The organism is Moorena sp. SIO4E2 (assembly GCF_010671945.1).
GTDB classification, from domain to species: Bacteria; Cyanobacteriota; Cyanobacteriia; order Cyanobacteriales; family Coleofasciculaceae; genus Moorena; species Moorena producens.
This window is the reverse complement of sequence record NZ_JAAHIE010000119.1, coordinates 1-16,243: the sequence shown is the minus strand read 5'-3', so window position 1 is coordinate 16,243 and position 16,243 is coordinate 1. Positions and strand designations below refer to the sequence as shown.

Below are 16,243 nucleotides of genomic sequence, written 5' to 3'. Positions count from 1 at the left end.
AGGGCTAAGGCTTGCTCTCTAGTAATGCGATCGCCTGCAATAATCCCCTCAGTTAGCTTTTGCAGCCACTCATTCAAGGATGCTAGGGATGTTGAGCATTGTTCTGGTGTACTTGCTGGTGTACTTGCTGGTGTATTTGATAAACCTACAGATAAACCATTAGCAGTTGACAAAGGTGCTTGAACCACAGTATCTCCCACATATATCAGCTTTCAATGCGTCCTTCACTATACCACTTTAGAGTAAGTTAGCTAGTGAAACATACTACAGCAAGTATAAATTTAACCTTTTCTTAATTAAATTTTAACCCAATGCTTAACCTACTCTTTATGGTGGAGCGGTAAACTCCGGCTGTGACGCCTAAAAAAATTAAGCCAATTCCATGTTGTCTCAAAAGAATTATTTATTGTCAATAGCATTAATCACAACCTTAGGTGTTGGGATTACATCCTGTGGTGGTTCAACCCCGACAGCTCAAGTTAAGGTAGATGGTTCCAGCACCGTATTTCCCATCTCTGAGGCAATGGCGGAAGAGTTCCAGAAAGCCAATCCAGGAATCCAAGTTACCGTCGGTGTCTCTGGTACTGGTGGTGGATTCAAGAAGTTTTGTGCTGGAGAAACGGATATTTCCAACGGCTCCCGTCCGATCAAAGAATCAGAAATAGAACTTTGCAAGAAGGGAGGAATTGAGTACATCGAATTACCCATCGCCTTTGATGGACTTTCTGTAGTAGTTAACAAAGAAAATAACTTTGCTAGTTGCGTAAAAACCGCTGAACTCAAAAAAATCTGGGAGCCAGCAGCTCAAGGCAAAATCAACAACTGGAAGCAAATTCGTCCTGGTTTCCCCGATACCAAACTAGGACTTTATGGTCCAGGAACTGACTCCGGAACCTATGACTACTTTATGGAAAACATAGTTGGTAAAAAAGTTGGCTCTCGGGGCGATTATACCGCTAGTGAAGATGACAATTTGATTGTGCAAGGGGTATCTACTGATAAGGGTGGACTAGGCTTCTTTGGTTACGCCTACTACGAAGAAAACAAAGATAAACTCAAACTAGTAGAGATAGATGGAGGAACTGGTTGCGTTGCCCCTAGCACAGCAACTATTGCTGATGGGACTTACAAACCTCTATCTCGCCCAGAGTTTATCTACGTTAAGAAAGAGGCTGCAACTCGACCTGAAGTTAAAGCGTTTGTAGAGTATCAGTTGGCAGCAGAAAATTCCAAATTAATCTCCGAAGTTGGCTATGTTCCCATGCCAGAAGACATTATGATGCTGGTGAGAAAGCGCTTTAGCGACGGCACAGTTGGTACTGTTTTTGCTAATGCTCCTAAAGGCTCCAAAGTGAAACAGCTATTAGAGAAATAAAGAATAGTAAAGGATGTCTTAAAAACTTAAGGATGAAGGATGAAGGATGAAGGCTAGAAAGAACAAAGTTGCTAAGTCACGCAGTCACCTTGATAGATATCACCACTACATTTATAAGTAGAATTATTTCATTCCTCACACTTGATTCCTCACACTTAATTTCTCACACTTCATCCTTAATCCTTTATCCTTCGCACTTCATCCTACCGTTACAGAACGCTATCAAGTGAACACACTTGCTCCTTCACACTTAAAACTTTACCAATGACTACCACTCCGCCATCTTTTGAGTCGTCAGACTCTGAGATGTTTCGACCAAACCGGCAGTTAAACAAGCGGGTAGAAATGGTAGTAAAAATAGTTTTTGCTACCTTTGCCTTTGTTTCTGTCGCAACTACCATCGGCATTGTTCTAACCCTAATATTTGAAACAGTAGGATTTTTCCAAGAAGTATCACTCTGGAAATTCCTGACTGATAAAGCATGGACTCCCTTGTTTGCTAATCCGCAGTTTGGCATTTTTGTGCTGATTAGTGCCACCTTCCTGACCTCTGTAATCGCGCTGATGGTGGCATTACCTCTGGGATTGCTTGCAGCTATCTACTTGAGTGAATATGCATCTAGTGGTATCCGTCGCTGGCTCAAACCTGCCCTAGAAATATTAGCAGGGGTTCCTACAGTAGTATTTGGTTACTTCGCTCTGATGGTAGTTAGCCCCTTCTTAAAAAGATTTATTCCAGATTTACAAGGATTCAATGCCTTAAGCGCTGGGATTGTTTTAGGAATAGCCATTATTCCTATGATAGCTTCCCTCAGTGAAGATGCTATCTATGCTGTACCCAATAGTTTAAGACAAGGTGCTTATGCCTTGGGGGCAACTAAACGAGAAACTATTATCGGAGTAGTAATACCAGCAGCATTATCTGGAATTGTTGCTTCCTTCGTACTAGCGGTTTCCCGTGCTGTGGGTGAAACCATGATTGTTAGCATTGCTGCTGGTCAAAATCCCACCTTAGGACTAAATCCCCTAGTACCAGTGATGACCATGACAGCCTATATCGTTCAGGTCAGCATGGGAGATACACCAGCAGGTTCCCTAGCTTACAAAACTATTTTTTCCGTAGGTATGACCCTGTTCTTACTGACCTTAGCCCTAAATATCTTTAGCTTTTGGTTTGTCCGTCGCTTTCGGGAGAAATACGACTAATGGCACAAGACCTAAAACCTCTAGGAGACGATTCCCCAGGTTACTTCAACCTCGCGCTACCCAAGCGCTACAACTTTGATAAAATCCTCGCCATTGCTGCCTGGCTTGCCATCTTTTTTGGGCTAGTGATACTGGCAGTATTGCTGATTGATGTTTTTCTCGATGGTCTGCCCCGGCTTAATGGACAATTTATCAGCAGTCCTCCCTCCCGTAAACCAGACCAAGCTGGTATTTTTCCTCCTTTAATCGGTAGTGTCTGGCTATTGGTGCTAACAGCAATGGTATCGTTTCCCTTGGGAGTAGGGGCGGCTATTTACTTAGAAGAATATGCCACTGACAACCTATTGACCCAGATTATTGAAATCAACATCGCTAACCTCGCTGCTGTACCTTCAATTATTTACGGCTTATTGGGTTTACAAGTGTTTGTTCGGTGGTTGGCTCCCATTACTAATGGTAGGAGCATACTAACTGGTGCCCTAACCCTGTCGTTGTTAATTCTGCCTATCATTATTGTTGCCACCCGTGAAAGTCTACGAGCAATTCCCAATAGTTTGCGTCAAGCGGGTTATGCCTTAGGAGCAACTCGCTGGCAAGTGATTCGAGAGCATATTTTTCCTCTCGCTTTACCTGGTATCTTGACAGGAACTATTTTGGCACTGTCAAGGGCAATTGGGGAAACTGCTCCTTTGATCACTATCGGAGCCTTGAGCTTCATTACCAGGCCGCCAATGAACCCACAAGATCCATTTACTGCACTGCCAATTCAAATTTACAACTGGATCTCTCGTCCCCAACAAGCCTTTCACACTAATGCGGCGGCGGGAATTGTGATGTTGATGGTAGTGCTGTTGGTCATGAATGCCGGAGCAATTTTATTGCGCAATAAATTTCAAACCAATAGATAGTAATTTACAATACCCACTATTAAAATACCGATTCAAAGGAATGGAAAAGTTTTCAGTTTTGATTTCAAAAGTTAACAATTACACAGATGATTTAACTATGAATACCAACCAAGTTATCGAGTCCACAAGTTCTTATTTAGAAGTAGAAGAACCGGTTTTACGGGCTGAAAAAGTTTCCGTCTACTATGGATCATTTTTAGCAGTCAAAGATGTCTATTTAGATATTCCGAAAAACCAAGTTACTGCCTTTATCGGACCTTCCGGTTGTGGAAAAAGCACCTTGTTGCGGTGTTTTAATCGCTTAAACGACCTGATTCCGGGAGCAAGGGTGACAGGTAGAATAACCTTCCATGGGGAAAATCTCTATGATAAAAAGTTTGACAACAGCATTGAAGAAGTACGTCGCCGCATTGGCATGGTATTCCAAAAGCCAAACCCTTTTCCCAAATCCATTTATGAAAATATTGCCTTCGGAGCCCGGATTAATGGCTATCAAGGGGACATGGATGAATTAGTGGAGCGCAGTCTCCGACAAGCTGCCCTCTGGGATGAAGTCAAAGATAAACTAAGACAGAGTGGTCTGTCTCTATCTGGCGGTCAACAACAGCGTTTGTGTATTGCTCGCGCCTTAGCCATTAAGCCAGAAGTGTTGTTGATGGATGAACCTTGCTCCGCTCTTGACCCCATCTCCACCCTCAAAGTGGAAGAACTAATGCACGAGCTGAAAGAAAAATACACCATTGTTATCGTTACCCACAACATGCAACAAGCTACCCGAGTAGCAGACATGACAGCTTTCTATAACGCTAGGGCAACGGAAACAGGTGGTAAACAAGGCTATTTAGTAGAGTTCAATAGAACTGAAGTCATCTTCCAAAATCCTCAGCAGGAAGCCACCAGGGACTATGTTAGTGGGCGTTTCGGCTAAATCCCCCTCACATTTTGCCCTAAAATGGGGCGAAATGTAGCGAAACCTTGTGTTTCAAACCCAACTCGTGGCAGATTTGATCTGAGACTACACATTCCATGGCAACACGCCCGTGGGATTTTTTTTTCTGATGGGGATGCTCCCCCCAGTACCAATTCAAGATAGGATCAAATCTGATTATAAAATTGGATTTGATGTCAATCATGCTAATAAAGCGCTACTTATCAGGTTTTATTGCCCTGGTACTGGTTATGGTTATCGGTTTAACTGGTTGTGCCTCAAGTGGTACAGGCTTAACAGGAGATTACCGTCAGGATACAATAACTGCTCTACAAGAATTAAGACAAGCCCTTGAATTACCAGAAGATTCACCAGATAAGACGGCAATTCGTGAAAAAGCCACTCTACTGATGAATGACTATGCCTCGCGCTACCGCAGAGATAGATCTGTGTCTACCCTCAATTCCTTCACTACCATGCGAACTGCTGTCAATTCCTTGGCTGGTTACTACAGTTCCTATCCCAATCGCCCTTTACCGAAAAAGGTGAAGGATCGTCTAGAGCAGGAATTTTCCCAAGTCGAGCGTTCTCTCAAACGGGGCGCTTAAGCTGTCCACACCTCGCCTATTGTAGGCGAGGCATAAGCCGGGTGAACAAAAAATTGCCAGTATAAACCTGTCCTATCTTCAGGTTTCTTGAGAACATCCCAGGCAAGGGAGGGTAGGATTATCGATGATCTAAAACTATTGGCCAATTCTTTCCCTGCTCCTACCCTAACTCTCGTAATCAGTAAGAATTTTCCGGAACAGTTGCTAAGAGAGCTGAAAACCTTTAAAGGTAATGCCAGCCGTTAGCGGTTAGGGGTTAGACTAATTATTATAGGGTTGATCACTACTAGGGCTTTAGTTAACTAATAATTAATGGAGTATAATCTAAAGTTGACAAATTTAATGATATATGCATCAAATAAAACGATATAGATTTACTTATAGATTTACCTCTACCCCCTCCCTTGGTGTTTCCCTTTCTATCCCTAAACTAGATCATAACTAGCTAAAGCTAATTTTAGAAAAAATCATAGTTAAAAACCCCTGTGCAATAACGGCGGGGATGAAAACGAGTTAGTGACTTGCTGACCCTCTCGTAGTATCCGTTTAGAATCCCTGATGCTGCACCTGGGGGAGATGTCAAAGATATTGAACCAATCGGGGATGAGTTAGCTGGCTTTTGGCTAACTTTCTGTTCTTTTGTAGTGTTTCTAGGAATGTATAACAGTTTTGGTAAACGGAGGCAACACCGGCAAGGTCTACATCGTAGCTTGATTGCCGCCCTTGCAGTAGGAAGTAGTCTGTTGAGTCAGTGTTGGTTGGTACCAACAGCTGAGGCAAAAACAAAAGCTTATTGCCACTTTACTCAGGAAGCGATCGCTCAAAAAGAAAGCTTAAGAGTTAATTCCTTAAAGAATAACTCAGACTCTAAAATCAGCTACCAAACCATTATCCAGGCACACGCCAGTTTCTTACAGCAGTGTCGTTCCCAAACCTGGCCGCAAAATCAAGCAATTTGGGTGCGCTTATATCCCTGTGATGCTCGTCCTGGAGCCCTTGAGGAAACCCTAGACCGTATTGTGAACCAAGGCTACAATCAAGTCTACGTTGAAGTATTTTACGATGGTCGCGTCCTGTTACCAAAGGCAGATAATCGTACTCCTTGGCCGTCAGTCATACAACAACCGGGGACTGAGAACGTAGATTTATTAGCCCAGGCGATTCAAAAAGGTCGTGAACGGGGTTTGCAGGTATATGCCTGGATGTTTACGATGAATTTTGGTTATACCTACGGTCATCGTGCCGAGCGCCAACAGATTCTTGCCCGCAATGGTCGAGGAGAGACAAGTTTGTCTGTAGTTAAGGATGGCTCTCAAGTATTTATCGACCCTTACAACCGACAAGCCCAGGTAGACTACTATGAGATGCTTAAGGGTGTATTAAAGCGACGCCCCGATGGGATTTTATTCGACTACATTCGCTATCCCCGTGGTTCAGGTTCCCAGTCTGTGGCCAGCAGTGTCAAGGATCTTTGGATTTACAGTGATGCAGCTAAGCAAGCCCTATATCAACGGGCTGGTAACAATCAAGGTAAGGAGCTAATTCGGCGCTATCTGAGTAAGGGTTCCATTAGCACTAGGGATATAAAAGCTGTCAAAAAGCTCTACCCTGATGAACAAACCCCCCTCTGGCAAGGTCGCACTCCTTCCCCAAGAGAGAGTACTCGAACTATACAATGGCAGTTGTGGCAACTAAGTGTTGCTCACGCGGCTCAGGGGATATTAGACTTTCTCAAATTAGGCGAATTAGCAGCAGAGCGAGCTGGGGTACAAGCCGGTGCAGTGTTTTTCCCCGATGGCAACCAAGTTGTAGGTCGCATGGGTTATGATTCCCGACTACAGCCTTGGGAACATTTTCCTCGTTCCCTGGAATGGCATCCCATGTCTTATGGTGTTTGTGGTCACACCGGTTGTATTGCTAATTTAGTCAAACGGGTGTTTAAGTGGGCATCGTCGGAAACAGACGTAAAACCAGCATTAGCAGGAACTTGGGGAAGATCTATAAAAAATCGTCCTTCCCTAGAAAACCAGATGCAGGCATTGCGCCGAGTGACACCACAAATTAACTCAGTCAGCCATTTTGCCTTCTCTTGGCAAAATCCAGAATTTGACCGCGAGCGAAAGTTTTGCAGATTATAGCAGTTCTCAATTGGCTGAGGTACTTATGACCTTAGGGGAGTAGGGAGTAGGGAGTAGGGAGTGGGGAGTAGGTTTTTTAGATCAGGGTCAAACCCAACCCCAACCCCCTCATGAAGGCGCTGAATCGCTTCGACACACCCTACACCCTATACTCAAGTCTTTGTTAAAAACCTACTCTTATCAGCCCCTCGACCTCTGATTAAGATTTGCCTAATCGGGATCGTTCCGATTAGGCAATTACTAACTCGGGTTCAGGACGCTTGCTGTTACGAATACCGCTAATTGCCTCTGCGTAATCTGGTGCCTTGAATACAGCCGAGCCAGCCACAATCGCATTCGCTCCGGCTTCTAGCACTTGCCAGGTATTGTTAACCTTGAGTCCCCCATCAACTTCAATCCAGGGAGAAAGACCACGCTCATCACACATCTGACGCAGTTTGCGGATTTTTGGCACAACTTCTTTGATAAAGCTTTGACCACCAAAGCCAGGATTGACGCTCATAATCAGGATCAAGTCACAGACTTCTAGGACGTACTCAATTAAATCCAAGGATGAGGAGGGGTTAAGTACAACACCTGCTTGCTTACCCAATTCTTTAATCTGACACAGAGTGCGGTGCAGATGGGGTGAAGCATTGTGTTCAGCATGAACAGATATAATGTCAGCGCCTGCCTGAGCAAAGTCTGCCACATACTTTTCTGGTTCCACAATCATCAAGTGGACATCCAGTGGCTTTTCGGTAATCGGGCGAATGGCTTTAACAACTAGAGGACCAATGGTGATGTTAGGGACAAATCTACCATCCATGACATCAACATGAATCCAATCAGCGCCTGCGGCATCCACAGCCTTAATTTCTTCTCCCAGTCGGCTAAAATCAGCTGACAGGATAGAAGGGGAAATAACAACTTGCTTTTGGGATAGGGTGTTGCTCATGATTGGAGGTGTTCTCCTGGAAGCTTATTTTTCAGTATTTTAACAAAATCTTTAGATTTTCCCTAACCAGTTGTTGTGCTGCTGAGCTATTTGGGGACCAGTGGGATGGTGACCAGTTGGCTATAAATCACCCCATACCTACGGATGCTTACCTCTAGCAGGTCATTATGAAACTTTTGATAACATGGGCAACAGTTAGTCAGTCTGTACTCTTATGCAGCTGCCTTACTCAAACGATAGAATATCCTGCTTTAATAGAATTTTGGAGGAAATATGACGTCAAATCCCCAAGCATCTGCATATACTCAAAGCAGCACCAATGAAACTACCCTTGAGGATGAAAAACAGCTGAAAGTAGACCTCAAAGTTGATCAACCTGGTGCTATAGCCAAACTCACTGCTCCTGAGCCAGAACTCACCCAACCGTGGCAGGAATGGTTGCAAACTCTTACAGACATTTTGTCACAATTGCCGGAATATATCGGCGGATTTGTTAGCAATTACCAAAAACCCTTGCTTACCATTGGTCTTTTGCTCGCTGGGTTCATGACTGTTAAGATCACTTTGGCGGTGCTGGATGCAATTAACGATATTCCCCTGATGGCACCGTTGTTTGAATTAGTGGGTATTGGCTATACTATCTGGTTTGTAGCTCGTTATCTACTCAAAGTCGAAACACGCCAAGAATTATCAGGGGAGATTCAATCCCTTAAAGGTCAGTTTATAGCTAAAAAGTGATAACTAGTGTGGTGGCATTAGCCCTTGTCAGGTGAGGAGTAAAAAAAATAGGGCATGGACAATCGTCTCAATTGGTTTCCATACCCTATTGCAGTAAATTAGTTTGACACTCCCCGGCCTAAAGGCGCGAGGATTCAAAGCGCGGAGGTACCCTTTTGGGGCATTGCTCGTAACAACTACCAACATGGGGTTGATAGTCCAATTGGCGGTGCCAATTGCCTCTACTCTCTCCGACAGAAATGTCATTGAGTCTACTTTTTTTTTAAGTACTTTGATTCGCTTTCCAAAAAGACTCAGGCGCACGCCTCCTAGGCGAATTAAATTACGGGGTCGCGCCTCTTGCGTGGCATTGGGCTGGAATTGGAGTCTTAGACCGAGTCCCCATTTCGAGTAACTACCATTTAACCAAGGCGTCCCACTGCTGGGAGTTTCACCCTTCCTTTTCGGGTCATTGCGTCTTCTGCTATTATAGCACAAAGCCGTCCGTTGAAGTTACCGTAAGGGAGTTGAGCCTTTATGGTTAGTCTGCTATGGGTAAAAGGGTTAAGTCTTTTGTAATAAGGCTCCACTCCCTAAGGTTTCGTCTCCTAGAAGGACGGGGTTTCAGACCCATTTTTTTTGATGACAGTAAATTAGTGTTTTTTGGCTGTAGCTCCTTGTAGCTATACTAATTAATACCTATCACTTATTTATAAATTAGCGCGATTTATTGGATAATAAAATTCAAACCTCAACTTGCCGAAGCACTGCGCAGGGCTTGAGCTGCTAGATAGAGTTTGTTCCATTCACCCATCACCTGGTTACTTCTCCAGTTAAGATCGTTAGCGATCGCTTCGAAGGTATGACCAGCTTTCAACTTATCCAGCAACTGCTGTTGCTCAGGGGTCAGTTTTTGCTGATATTCTTGCCATTGCCTTGGGGTTAGTCCAAAACTGTGCTCAGTATAGGATGTTTCCAGCCAACTTGCTACTAAGTCTGGTTTGCCTTTTACCCCATTGATGGAAAAGACACGAATGGCATGGTAACTAATTTTTTCCCGTAGACGATAGACCTTCTTGATCGGCCAATTTAGGCGACGAGCGATCGCCTCTTGAGATTGACCTTGCAAGTAAAGTCGCAGCCAAAGGGCCGCCTCAGACCCTAAGTTTTTCTCTAAGTAAGCCTCAAATTCCTTAGATACGGACATCCTTAGGCTTTGTTTCTCTTCCCAAGCCTGCTTATGTTGATAATTAGTAATGGCTTGGTTATCCAATAGACTCACTGGGGCATCGGTTTCCCCTTCCGGATTGATTGACTCTGACACTAAACGTACCATGTCTCCTTCCGGCACATGGGTCATCCCGCCACGTTGAGACCGACGCAGAAAGTTGACAAACCGATAGACAACTAAGGGCTGGTTGCGAATCGGGCGCAGACAATACTCTTCAAGAGTAGTTAATAATAAAGCATTGCGCAGCGGTTCTTCGAAGGTACATTGTCTAATCCAGGCAATTTGCTTTTGGATATAGCGATCGCTATTTAATAATTCCTGAATCACTTCTTGGAGAACATCCACCACAGCCCTTTGGCGATCGCGACTTAGGGACACCCAAGTGCGGATTTTATTGCGTAAGGTAACTAGACTGGCTAAGCGGGTGGTCAAATTGCGATAGGAACGTTCTGGTGGCACCCCCAAGTAACGCTGTTGCAAAATTCTGTAACGATACTCCATGGCTTGGACAGCGATTGCCAGTTTGCTCTGAGTGAGAGTGTCAAACCCCTCTTTATCTTCTCCAATTAACCACTGTACAATACTGGAGCTGATGGCTGGATTTTGGTTTGGACAGTCACTCAACAAGCGGGACTGCCATTCTCTTTCCAGTTTGTCCGCCAACTTTGCCATGACATTGCACTCCTTGGATCCCTGTTTTAAAGTTTGCATGACAACCCTCCCTGTTTCTACTCACTCGAAGTGGGTAGTGACTGCTTTCTATTTGACCACTAATTCCTAGGTATTGGAAGTGATCAAACTCCCATAAATACGCTTACAAAAGTCACACCAGTAGGATGATAGATAGCACGCCTGTCTGGAGATCTAGATCGTCTTTTAGATGTGTTCTAGATCACAAGCCCTAAATATACTTCTGGGACACCCAGCAAGTTTTACCTTCGTAAACTAGGGTAAGCACCACTATTTAGATATCACTGAGAATGATATGAATTATGCTGATAGCAGCCAATTGATATACCGTCACAGTATCTTCATAAGTATTTATCAAGCTTTTAGTGTAAAGGTGTTTAACTGAGTCGTCTACCCTGATAATCTAACCCTGACGATTTAGCTGAGTACACCCGATATCCCGGTAGCTCTTGACCTTAGGGATTACTATTTAACATACCTTCTTGAATCAGAGGAAATGCTCATACCTAATAATGAATATATCAGAAAACACCCATCAGATCAGCTAACTTGATGCTGAAACAGGCACCCTCGGAATTTTACACAGGTTGGAATTACCGCTGTGCCTATGAATTCTATCCTCCAAGCTAGTCAACTGCTAATAAGGAAATCAGGAGTTCCCCATAGACAGTATATCCACCCAGACCTGTCAAAGGTCTGTAATTCTGATATCCCCGTTCGCCGTTGGCGGTTACCTATTGCCTAAAACCTTAATTTTTCGTTTCAGCTGGGTAATTCCTGACTGTTTTGAGAAGGGAAACCTGATATCTTGATAAAGATACTTGTTTTGATCACTATACTTGTTCAGTTAATCATGTCTGACCCATTGTCTCCTGAGGTAAGCGATCGCATTTGTAAGCACATGAACGATGATCATGCTGATGCTGTGGCACTGTATGCTCAGACTTTCGGTAATTCCCCTGATACAGAAGAAGCAGAAATGGTTTCCATTGATGCTCAAGGCATGACGATCATCACAAAAGTTAAGGGGGAGTCTTCCACTGTGCGCATTACGTTTGATCATGTACTTAAAGATTCTGAAGATGCTCACTACACCTTAATTGACATGATCAAACAGGCAAGGCAGTCAATAAGCAACCTGAAGGGGTGACAAGCACCATTGTTAGGCTTGTTGTCACCCCCTCAGGTCACTGACTTTCACTCCCTGAAAAGGTTGAAGATTTACGCTTACCGATACTTTTTAGCTACCATAATCTACCAAAGGTAAACTCTAGCTCGCCAAGGCAAGATGCGATCGCATCCAGGGGGTATCTCCCAAAGCCCTCAGGAATATCCCGCGAGCGCCATAAAAATGTCAAAAAAGTTCGTTCCACCGGGATTACAGCGCAACTATTAAACCCTTGGTTTTCGGCTTTAATTTAAGTTACATAATAATCCCTGTCGGTGTTACCCTAATTTAAGTCTAACAAATAATAAGAGTTTTTGGTAGACTCTGCAACATTTTCTCTAGCTGTTTACTAACCCTTTAGGCAGGGTTAGTTTCAGCATGCCGTTGTGATATTCAGCTTCAACCTGATTTCTGTTAATCTTGGCTGGTATTGGAATAACCCGTTTGAATTTCCCATAGCGTAGTTCCGAGCGTACCATACCTATTCCTTTAGTCCTAGCTGCTGACTTGCGCTCGCCACTGATGCAAACAGAGTCTTCGGTCAGTTCAACATCAAGGTCTTTGGCTTCCATGCCTGGAATTTCTAGTGTCAGGTAAACCGCTTTAGGAGTTTCCTCGATCTCTGCATAGGGCATAAACGTCATCCCTGGAAATCCTCCCTCGCCGCTATTCATGAAATGGGTGAGTCGGCGGTTGAGTTCCCGATGCACACTTTCTAGATCTGGCAGATGTTCCGAACGAGTAATAGCCATCATGGTTATCTCCAACTATCCAGTTTTTTTAACCTTCACTTCTAATTTCCGCCCAGTTTATTGTTGCCCAACTAGCCACACTCTAGATAGAAGAAAGTTCCAGACTGGCAGGAATTGATTCACAGAAAATCTTGGGATGTTTGGAAGCCCCGTCTATGCACAACCGGGGTGCTGATTTTAGTATCTGATTTTACTGTTTGGGCTGCGGTGAGCAGATTTTACTCTTTTGAGATCTACTTTTTTGAGATCTATCTATTTTTGAGATCTATTTTTTGAGATCTAATTATGAGTATTTATTTATAATATCTCTATTATAACTTAATCTTATGAAAACTGCTGGACGCTTTGGCAAAGTTGTTTAATATTTTTAATACTAATTTAATATTTTTAATAATCAGAGCCTTGATCAAACACTCTATCATGGCCTAATTAGCTATTGATGCATCAAGACAGGGCATAAGGAACTTCGGATCAGGTAACTTGGCATGGGTTGGGAATACGCCATAGGGAATACGCCATAGGGAATAGGTAAAAAAATCCTGTGTACCGCATTAATATGAGAACCGCTAAATGAAATACTCAAAGATTTCCCCAAATGCCTAAAATTGCGGATCCTGTCACTTGTCTGTGGCAGATAAAACTAGAGAAATGCGATGCTCCAAGCCGCTGCGCGATTGGCCGTAGGCCACGCTAAAAGCGATTGACCGTAGGTCAAGCGGGGCGCGTTCGCAACTAGGGTTGAGATTCCCGGGTAAACGCCTCAAAATTTGTATCAAAAATTACATCAAAAAAATAAACAATAGTATCAAAAATCTATAATCGATCGGTTGATTGTCAACAAGCCCGAAACATTGCTCAATTATTTGCCGTGTTATCCTTGGTGGATTTGAGAGATCTGGAAATTCTCGTTGCGGGGAGCATCCCAATTTGGCACGTTAGCTCTTTTTAGGGGGCTGAAACCCTTGAAATATCGTTGCTTTGGGTAATATTGTTTCCAAAATGGGATGCTCCCTCGTTGCGTAAGCAAATGCTCCTGTGATTTTTGTTCAAAGTCAGCGGAAAATTCGTTGAAATAGAACAAAAAAACTGCTTTAGGATTCGATTTATTCGACTTAAAAAAAAATTGAGTTAATTAAATTTTTTATGTTACAATTTATACCAAATTATAGGCGTTTACCCTGGTTGAGATTCCCGACTTCTCCAACCAGCCAGGAATCTTCCCAAACTCGGTTCACCAAAGCTTTTGAAACTCTTCAGGCTGAGAATCCCGAAAATCCCGAAAATCATGACATTCATCGGAATCATCTGGGAAAATCGCTGACGGGGTGACGAAACAGGCTCAAATGCTTGCTATGTAAAGGTTGTACCATTTTATGGTTAAAAAAAGTAGGTCTGTAGACATCTTGGGGGGGCGACATTAGAGCTAAAAAGTAGACTGTATAAGCGACCTAGCTCTCATACCTGTCTTGATGCAATAGCGAGTGGGGGGAACCACGGCAGTCGCTCATGGTTTTGGGTCTGTGTGCGGAACCTGCGTCCGCACCGCTGTTTGCCCCGTGGAGACCCCCAAGACCGTAATGGTGCGTTTTCCGTAGGCGAATTAAATTCGCCACGGGTCGCACCTCTGCATCGCTTTTTATAGGCAGCAATCGCCTCACAATTACTGTTCATGTTTGTTAGGATAAACCAACCTTCTTTTGTCACATATTTTCGATAACTCTTTTTCCATTTACAGGCGACACTAAATCCTTTAACTTTTTTGGCATTTGTAACTTTTACATTTTCAATAAATAAAGATATTACCGGTTTTTATCCACAATTCTTTAAGGAAAACAAACCAGAATTTTTTAGTTCAATCACGATTATTTTAGTATAAAAAAAAATCAACCCTTGTGTATCTAGCCATTGAGCCAATTTAACCGAACAAAAATCTCGGTCTCCTAAAACCAGAATTTGATAGTTATAAAATAGCCCTATAATATTTAAAATTATTTGTTTTTGCTCTTGAAGTTACCGTAGAACAGTGGAGCATTTATGGGTAATCGGTTATGCATAAAAGGGTTAACTCTTTTGTAATAAGGCGACCCTGTTCAAGGTTTCGTCTCTGAAATATTGCTTGATACCAACTTTGATAGAAGTTCAAAATAAACAGGTGCGACCCGTGGCGAATTTAATTCGCCAAGGTCAAGCGCACCTTAGGAATTGCTCGGTTTTTATAAATGATACTAATCATTAACAAATTATAGTTTTTCCGGACGAAACCTGATTACGTTGAGCCTTATTTACAAGATTTAACCCTTTTACTCATAGCCTGCCGACATTAAAGGCTCAACTGTCTTACGGTAACTTCAAACCAATTAGTTCTATCGATAGCTAAATAGATTTTTTGCTATGCACGTACATGTTTGATTTATCCATTCTCGAATAATTGGAAACCACAAATATTTGACCTCAAATACTTGCAAAGATAAAAATCTCTGTAGTTTTTTACGTCGTGAGTTAAATTGAATGGGTAAAGGGAGTGACTCTGCAATTTTTTTAATTTTGATATTTTTGGGGTCTTGTCTAATTCTTATTATAAGGTAAAAAAACAATAATTGAGATTTAGAAAGTAGATTTTTTAGATGTTTTTGATATAATTATGGTAGCATTTTCAATCTTATTGGTCGTATTGACAAGTTATGGCCTATCTTTTTTTACCATAATTCGCTCAATTTCAGATATATCAAGGGTTACAGGGCGCTTGTCGCCCCCCCAGGGCTTTTACTCCTTGATTACGGTCATAAGAACCTCTGAGACTTTTCCCATCTATAGGAACAATCTATCCAGCAATCGAACCGAGCATACTTTGAAGCCATTTAGCCAAACATTGTTCTAAAGCATCGGGATGAATTCTTTTCTCCTTCGGAGACGCTGCGCGAACAAAAACTCGTCGAAAAGTATCATCACTGGGGATACCATTGGGTAAGTCTAAGAATTATTCTAACCATTGTTGTTTGGCAATCCCATAATTTTCCATGTCCTCCCAGCCCTCTGCACCTCCAATGACGGCTAAAATAGCGATTACTAAAATATCTTTTAGGAGGTGTTTTTGAGTTCTTTGGACTCTAGGCTCTTCGATATATTCGACATAACTTAATAAGTTAGATTCGATAGCATTGATGGAGTTTAACTGTTGGCTTTTTACTTGTTTACATTCAAAGTTTATTTGGGTTTTTAATTGAGAAACAAAACCCTTAATCATTTGCTATTTATCCGTTTTTAAACTCAGATTAAAACTTGATTATAGTTTGACTTTAATTTTTGGTCTAGGAGGATACTTGAATAGTTTTGTAAAGTACATTTTATACAAAATTATATGAGCTTACCCTGAGGTAATAGGGTGCATCTCATATTTGTAAATCTATAACTAAAAGAAGTGTGGGGAGGGTGGTAAGTGTGGGGAGGGTGGCAGGGCTGTTTCATTCTAAATTGCAATATTTTATGCATTTACGAGGATACGTCTTTTCAGCCTTCGATAATTCCGGTTAGTGATGGCTGAAAGACTGTAAACTCGTTACCTAGATCCAGAATGAAATAACCCTG

The 16,243-nt window shown here is 42.6% G+C and carries 14 protein-coding genes and 2 pseudogenes; 8 read left to right on the top strand and 8 right to left on the bottom strand.

Going from position 1 to position 16,243, the window contains the following annotated elements; all coding sequences use genetic code 11:
- Positions 1 to 188, bottom strand: a pseudogene (locus F6K37_RS14905) (biotin synthase BioB); the annotation flags it as partial.
- A 194-nt stretch (positions 189 to 382) separates the two neighbouring features.
- Here F6K37_RS14905 and F6K37_RS14900 point away from each other — a divergent pair.
- The 6 genes from F6K37_RS14900 (at position 383) to F6K37_RS14875 (ending at position 7,163) form a co-directional block, all read left to right on the top strand.
- Positions 383 to 1,375: a PstS family phosphate ABC transporter substrate-binding protein gene (locus F6K37_RS14900; protein WP_502887746.1), complete on the top strand. Its 993-nt coding sequence runs from the start codon at positions 383 to 385 to the stop codon at positions 1,373 to 1,375.
- A 264-nt stretch (positions 1,376 to 1,639) separates the two neighbouring features.
- Complete coding sequence (pstC, locus tag F6K37_RS14895) at positions 1,640 to 2,581, top strand: phosphate ABC transporter permease subunit PstC (RefSeq protein ID WP_287250973.1); 942 nt, start codon at positions 1,640 to 1,642, stop codon at positions 2,579 to 2,581.
- Positions 2,581 to 3,489 carry a phosphate ABC transporter permease PstA gene (gene pstA / locus F6K37_RS14890; RefSeq protein WP_287250972.1) on the top strand — a complete coding sequence of 303 codons (909 nt, stop codon included), beginning with the start codon at positions 2,581 to 2,583 and terminating at the stop codon, positions 3,487 to 3,489. Before pstC ends, pstA begins: the two co-directional genes overlap by 1 nt.
- A gap of 97 nt (positions 3,490 to 3,586) precedes the next feature.
- Positions 3,587 to 4,417 carry a phosphate ABC transporter ATP-binding protein PstB gene (gene pstB / locus F6K37_RS14885; protein ID WP_044492288.1) on the top strand — a complete coding sequence of 277 codons (831 nt, stop codon included), beginning with the start codon at positions 3,587 to 3,589 and terminating at the stop codon, positions 4,415 to 4,417.
- Positions 4,418 to 4,620: 203 nt separating this feature from the next.
- Positions 4,621 to 5,025, top strand: coding sequence for a photosystem II protein Psb27 (gene psb27 / locus F6K37_RS14880; RefSeq protein ID WP_008179714.1), 405 nt, complete (start codon positions 4,621 to 4,623; stop codon positions 5,023 to 5,025).
- Between the two features lie 656 nt (positions 5,026 to 5,681).
- Positions 5,682 to 7,163, top strand: coding sequence for a family 10 glycosylhydrolase (locus F6K37_RS14875; RefSeq protein ID WP_287250970.1), 1,482 nt, complete (start codon positions 5,682 to 5,684; stop codon positions 7,161 to 7,163).
- A 229-nt stretch (positions 7,164 to 7,392) separates the two neighbouring features.
- Here the strand turns inward: F6K37_RS14875 and rpe are convergent, their stop codons facing one another.
- Positions 7,393 to 8,100 (bottom strand): ribulose-phosphate 3-epimerase, encoded by a 708-nt coding sequence (gene rpe, locus F6K37_RS14870; RefSeq protein WP_287250969.1) that lies wholly within the window; start codon positions 8,098 to 8,100, stop codon positions 7,393 to 7,395.
- Between the two features lie 273 nt (positions 8,101 to 8,373).
- Between rpe and F6K37_RS14865 the strand changes: the two genes are divergently transcribed.
- On the top strand, positions 8,374 to 8,838 hold the full coding sequence (locus F6K37_RS14865) for a CAAD domain-containing protein (RefSeq protein WP_008179709.1): 465 nt from the start codon (positions 8,374 to 8,376) through the stop codon (positions 8,836 to 8,838).
- 27 nt (positions 8,839 to 8,865) lie between these two features.
- Here the strand turns inward: F6K37_RS14865 and F6K37_RS14860 are convergent, their stop codons facing one another.
- Positions 8,866 to 9,315 (bottom strand): hypothetical protein, encoded by a 450-nt coding sequence (locus F6K37_RS14860; RefSeq protein ID WP_008179708.1) that lies wholly within the window; start codon positions 9,313 to 9,315, stop codon positions 8,866 to 8,868.
- A gap of 253 nt (positions 9,316 to 9,568) precedes the next feature.
- Positions 9,569 to 10,759 carry a HetZ-related protein 2 gene (locus F6K37_RS14855; RefSeq protein WP_008179707.1) on the bottom strand — a complete coding sequence of 397 codons (1,191 nt, stop codon included), beginning with the start codon at positions 10,757 to 10,759 and terminating at the stop codon, positions 9,569 to 9,571.
- A gap of 832 nt (positions 10,760 to 11,591) precedes the next feature.
- On the opposite strand from F6K37_RS14855, the gene F6K37_RS14850 reads away from it, so the two are divergent.
- Complete coding sequence (locus F6K37_RS14850; protein WP_008179706.1) at positions 11,592 to 11,888, top strand: DUF2470 domain-containing protein; 297 nt, start codon at positions 11,592 to 11,594, stop codon at positions 11,886 to 11,888.
- Positions 11,889 to 11,982: 94 nt separating this feature from the next.
- Here the strand turns inward: F6K37_RS14850 and F6K37_RS14845 are convergent, their stop codons facing one another.
- From F6K37_RS14845 to F6K37_RS14830, 4 genes and pseudogenes are all read right to left on the bottom strand, one after another.
- Entirely contained in the window at positions 11,983 to 12,111 is a 129-nt protein-coding gene (locus F6K37_RS14845; RefSeq protein WP_267871984.1) for a hypothetical protein, read from the bottom strand.
- 133 nt (positions 12,112 to 12,244) lie between these two features.
- Positions 12,245 to 12,658 (bottom strand): Hsp20/alpha crystallin family protein, encoded by a 414-nt coding sequence (locus F6K37_RS14840; protein WP_008179705.1) that lies wholly within the window; start codon positions 12,656 to 12,658, stop codon positions 12,245 to 12,247.
- 1,448 nt (positions 12,659 to 14,106) lie between these two features.
- The gene (locus F6K37_RS14835; protein ID WP_154659676.1) at positions 14,107 to 14,271 is read right to left on the bottom strand and encodes a hypothetical protein; all 165 of its coding nucleotides are present in this window, start codon (positions 14,269 to 14,271) and stop codon (positions 14,107 to 14,109) included.
- 1,142 nt (positions 14,272 to 15,413) lie between these two features.
- Positions 15,414 to 15,902 (bottom strand): annotated as a pseudogene (locus F6K37_RS14830) (ISAs1 family transposase); the annotation flags it as partial.
- Between the last annotated feature and the right edge of the window lie 341 nt (positions 15,903 to 16,243).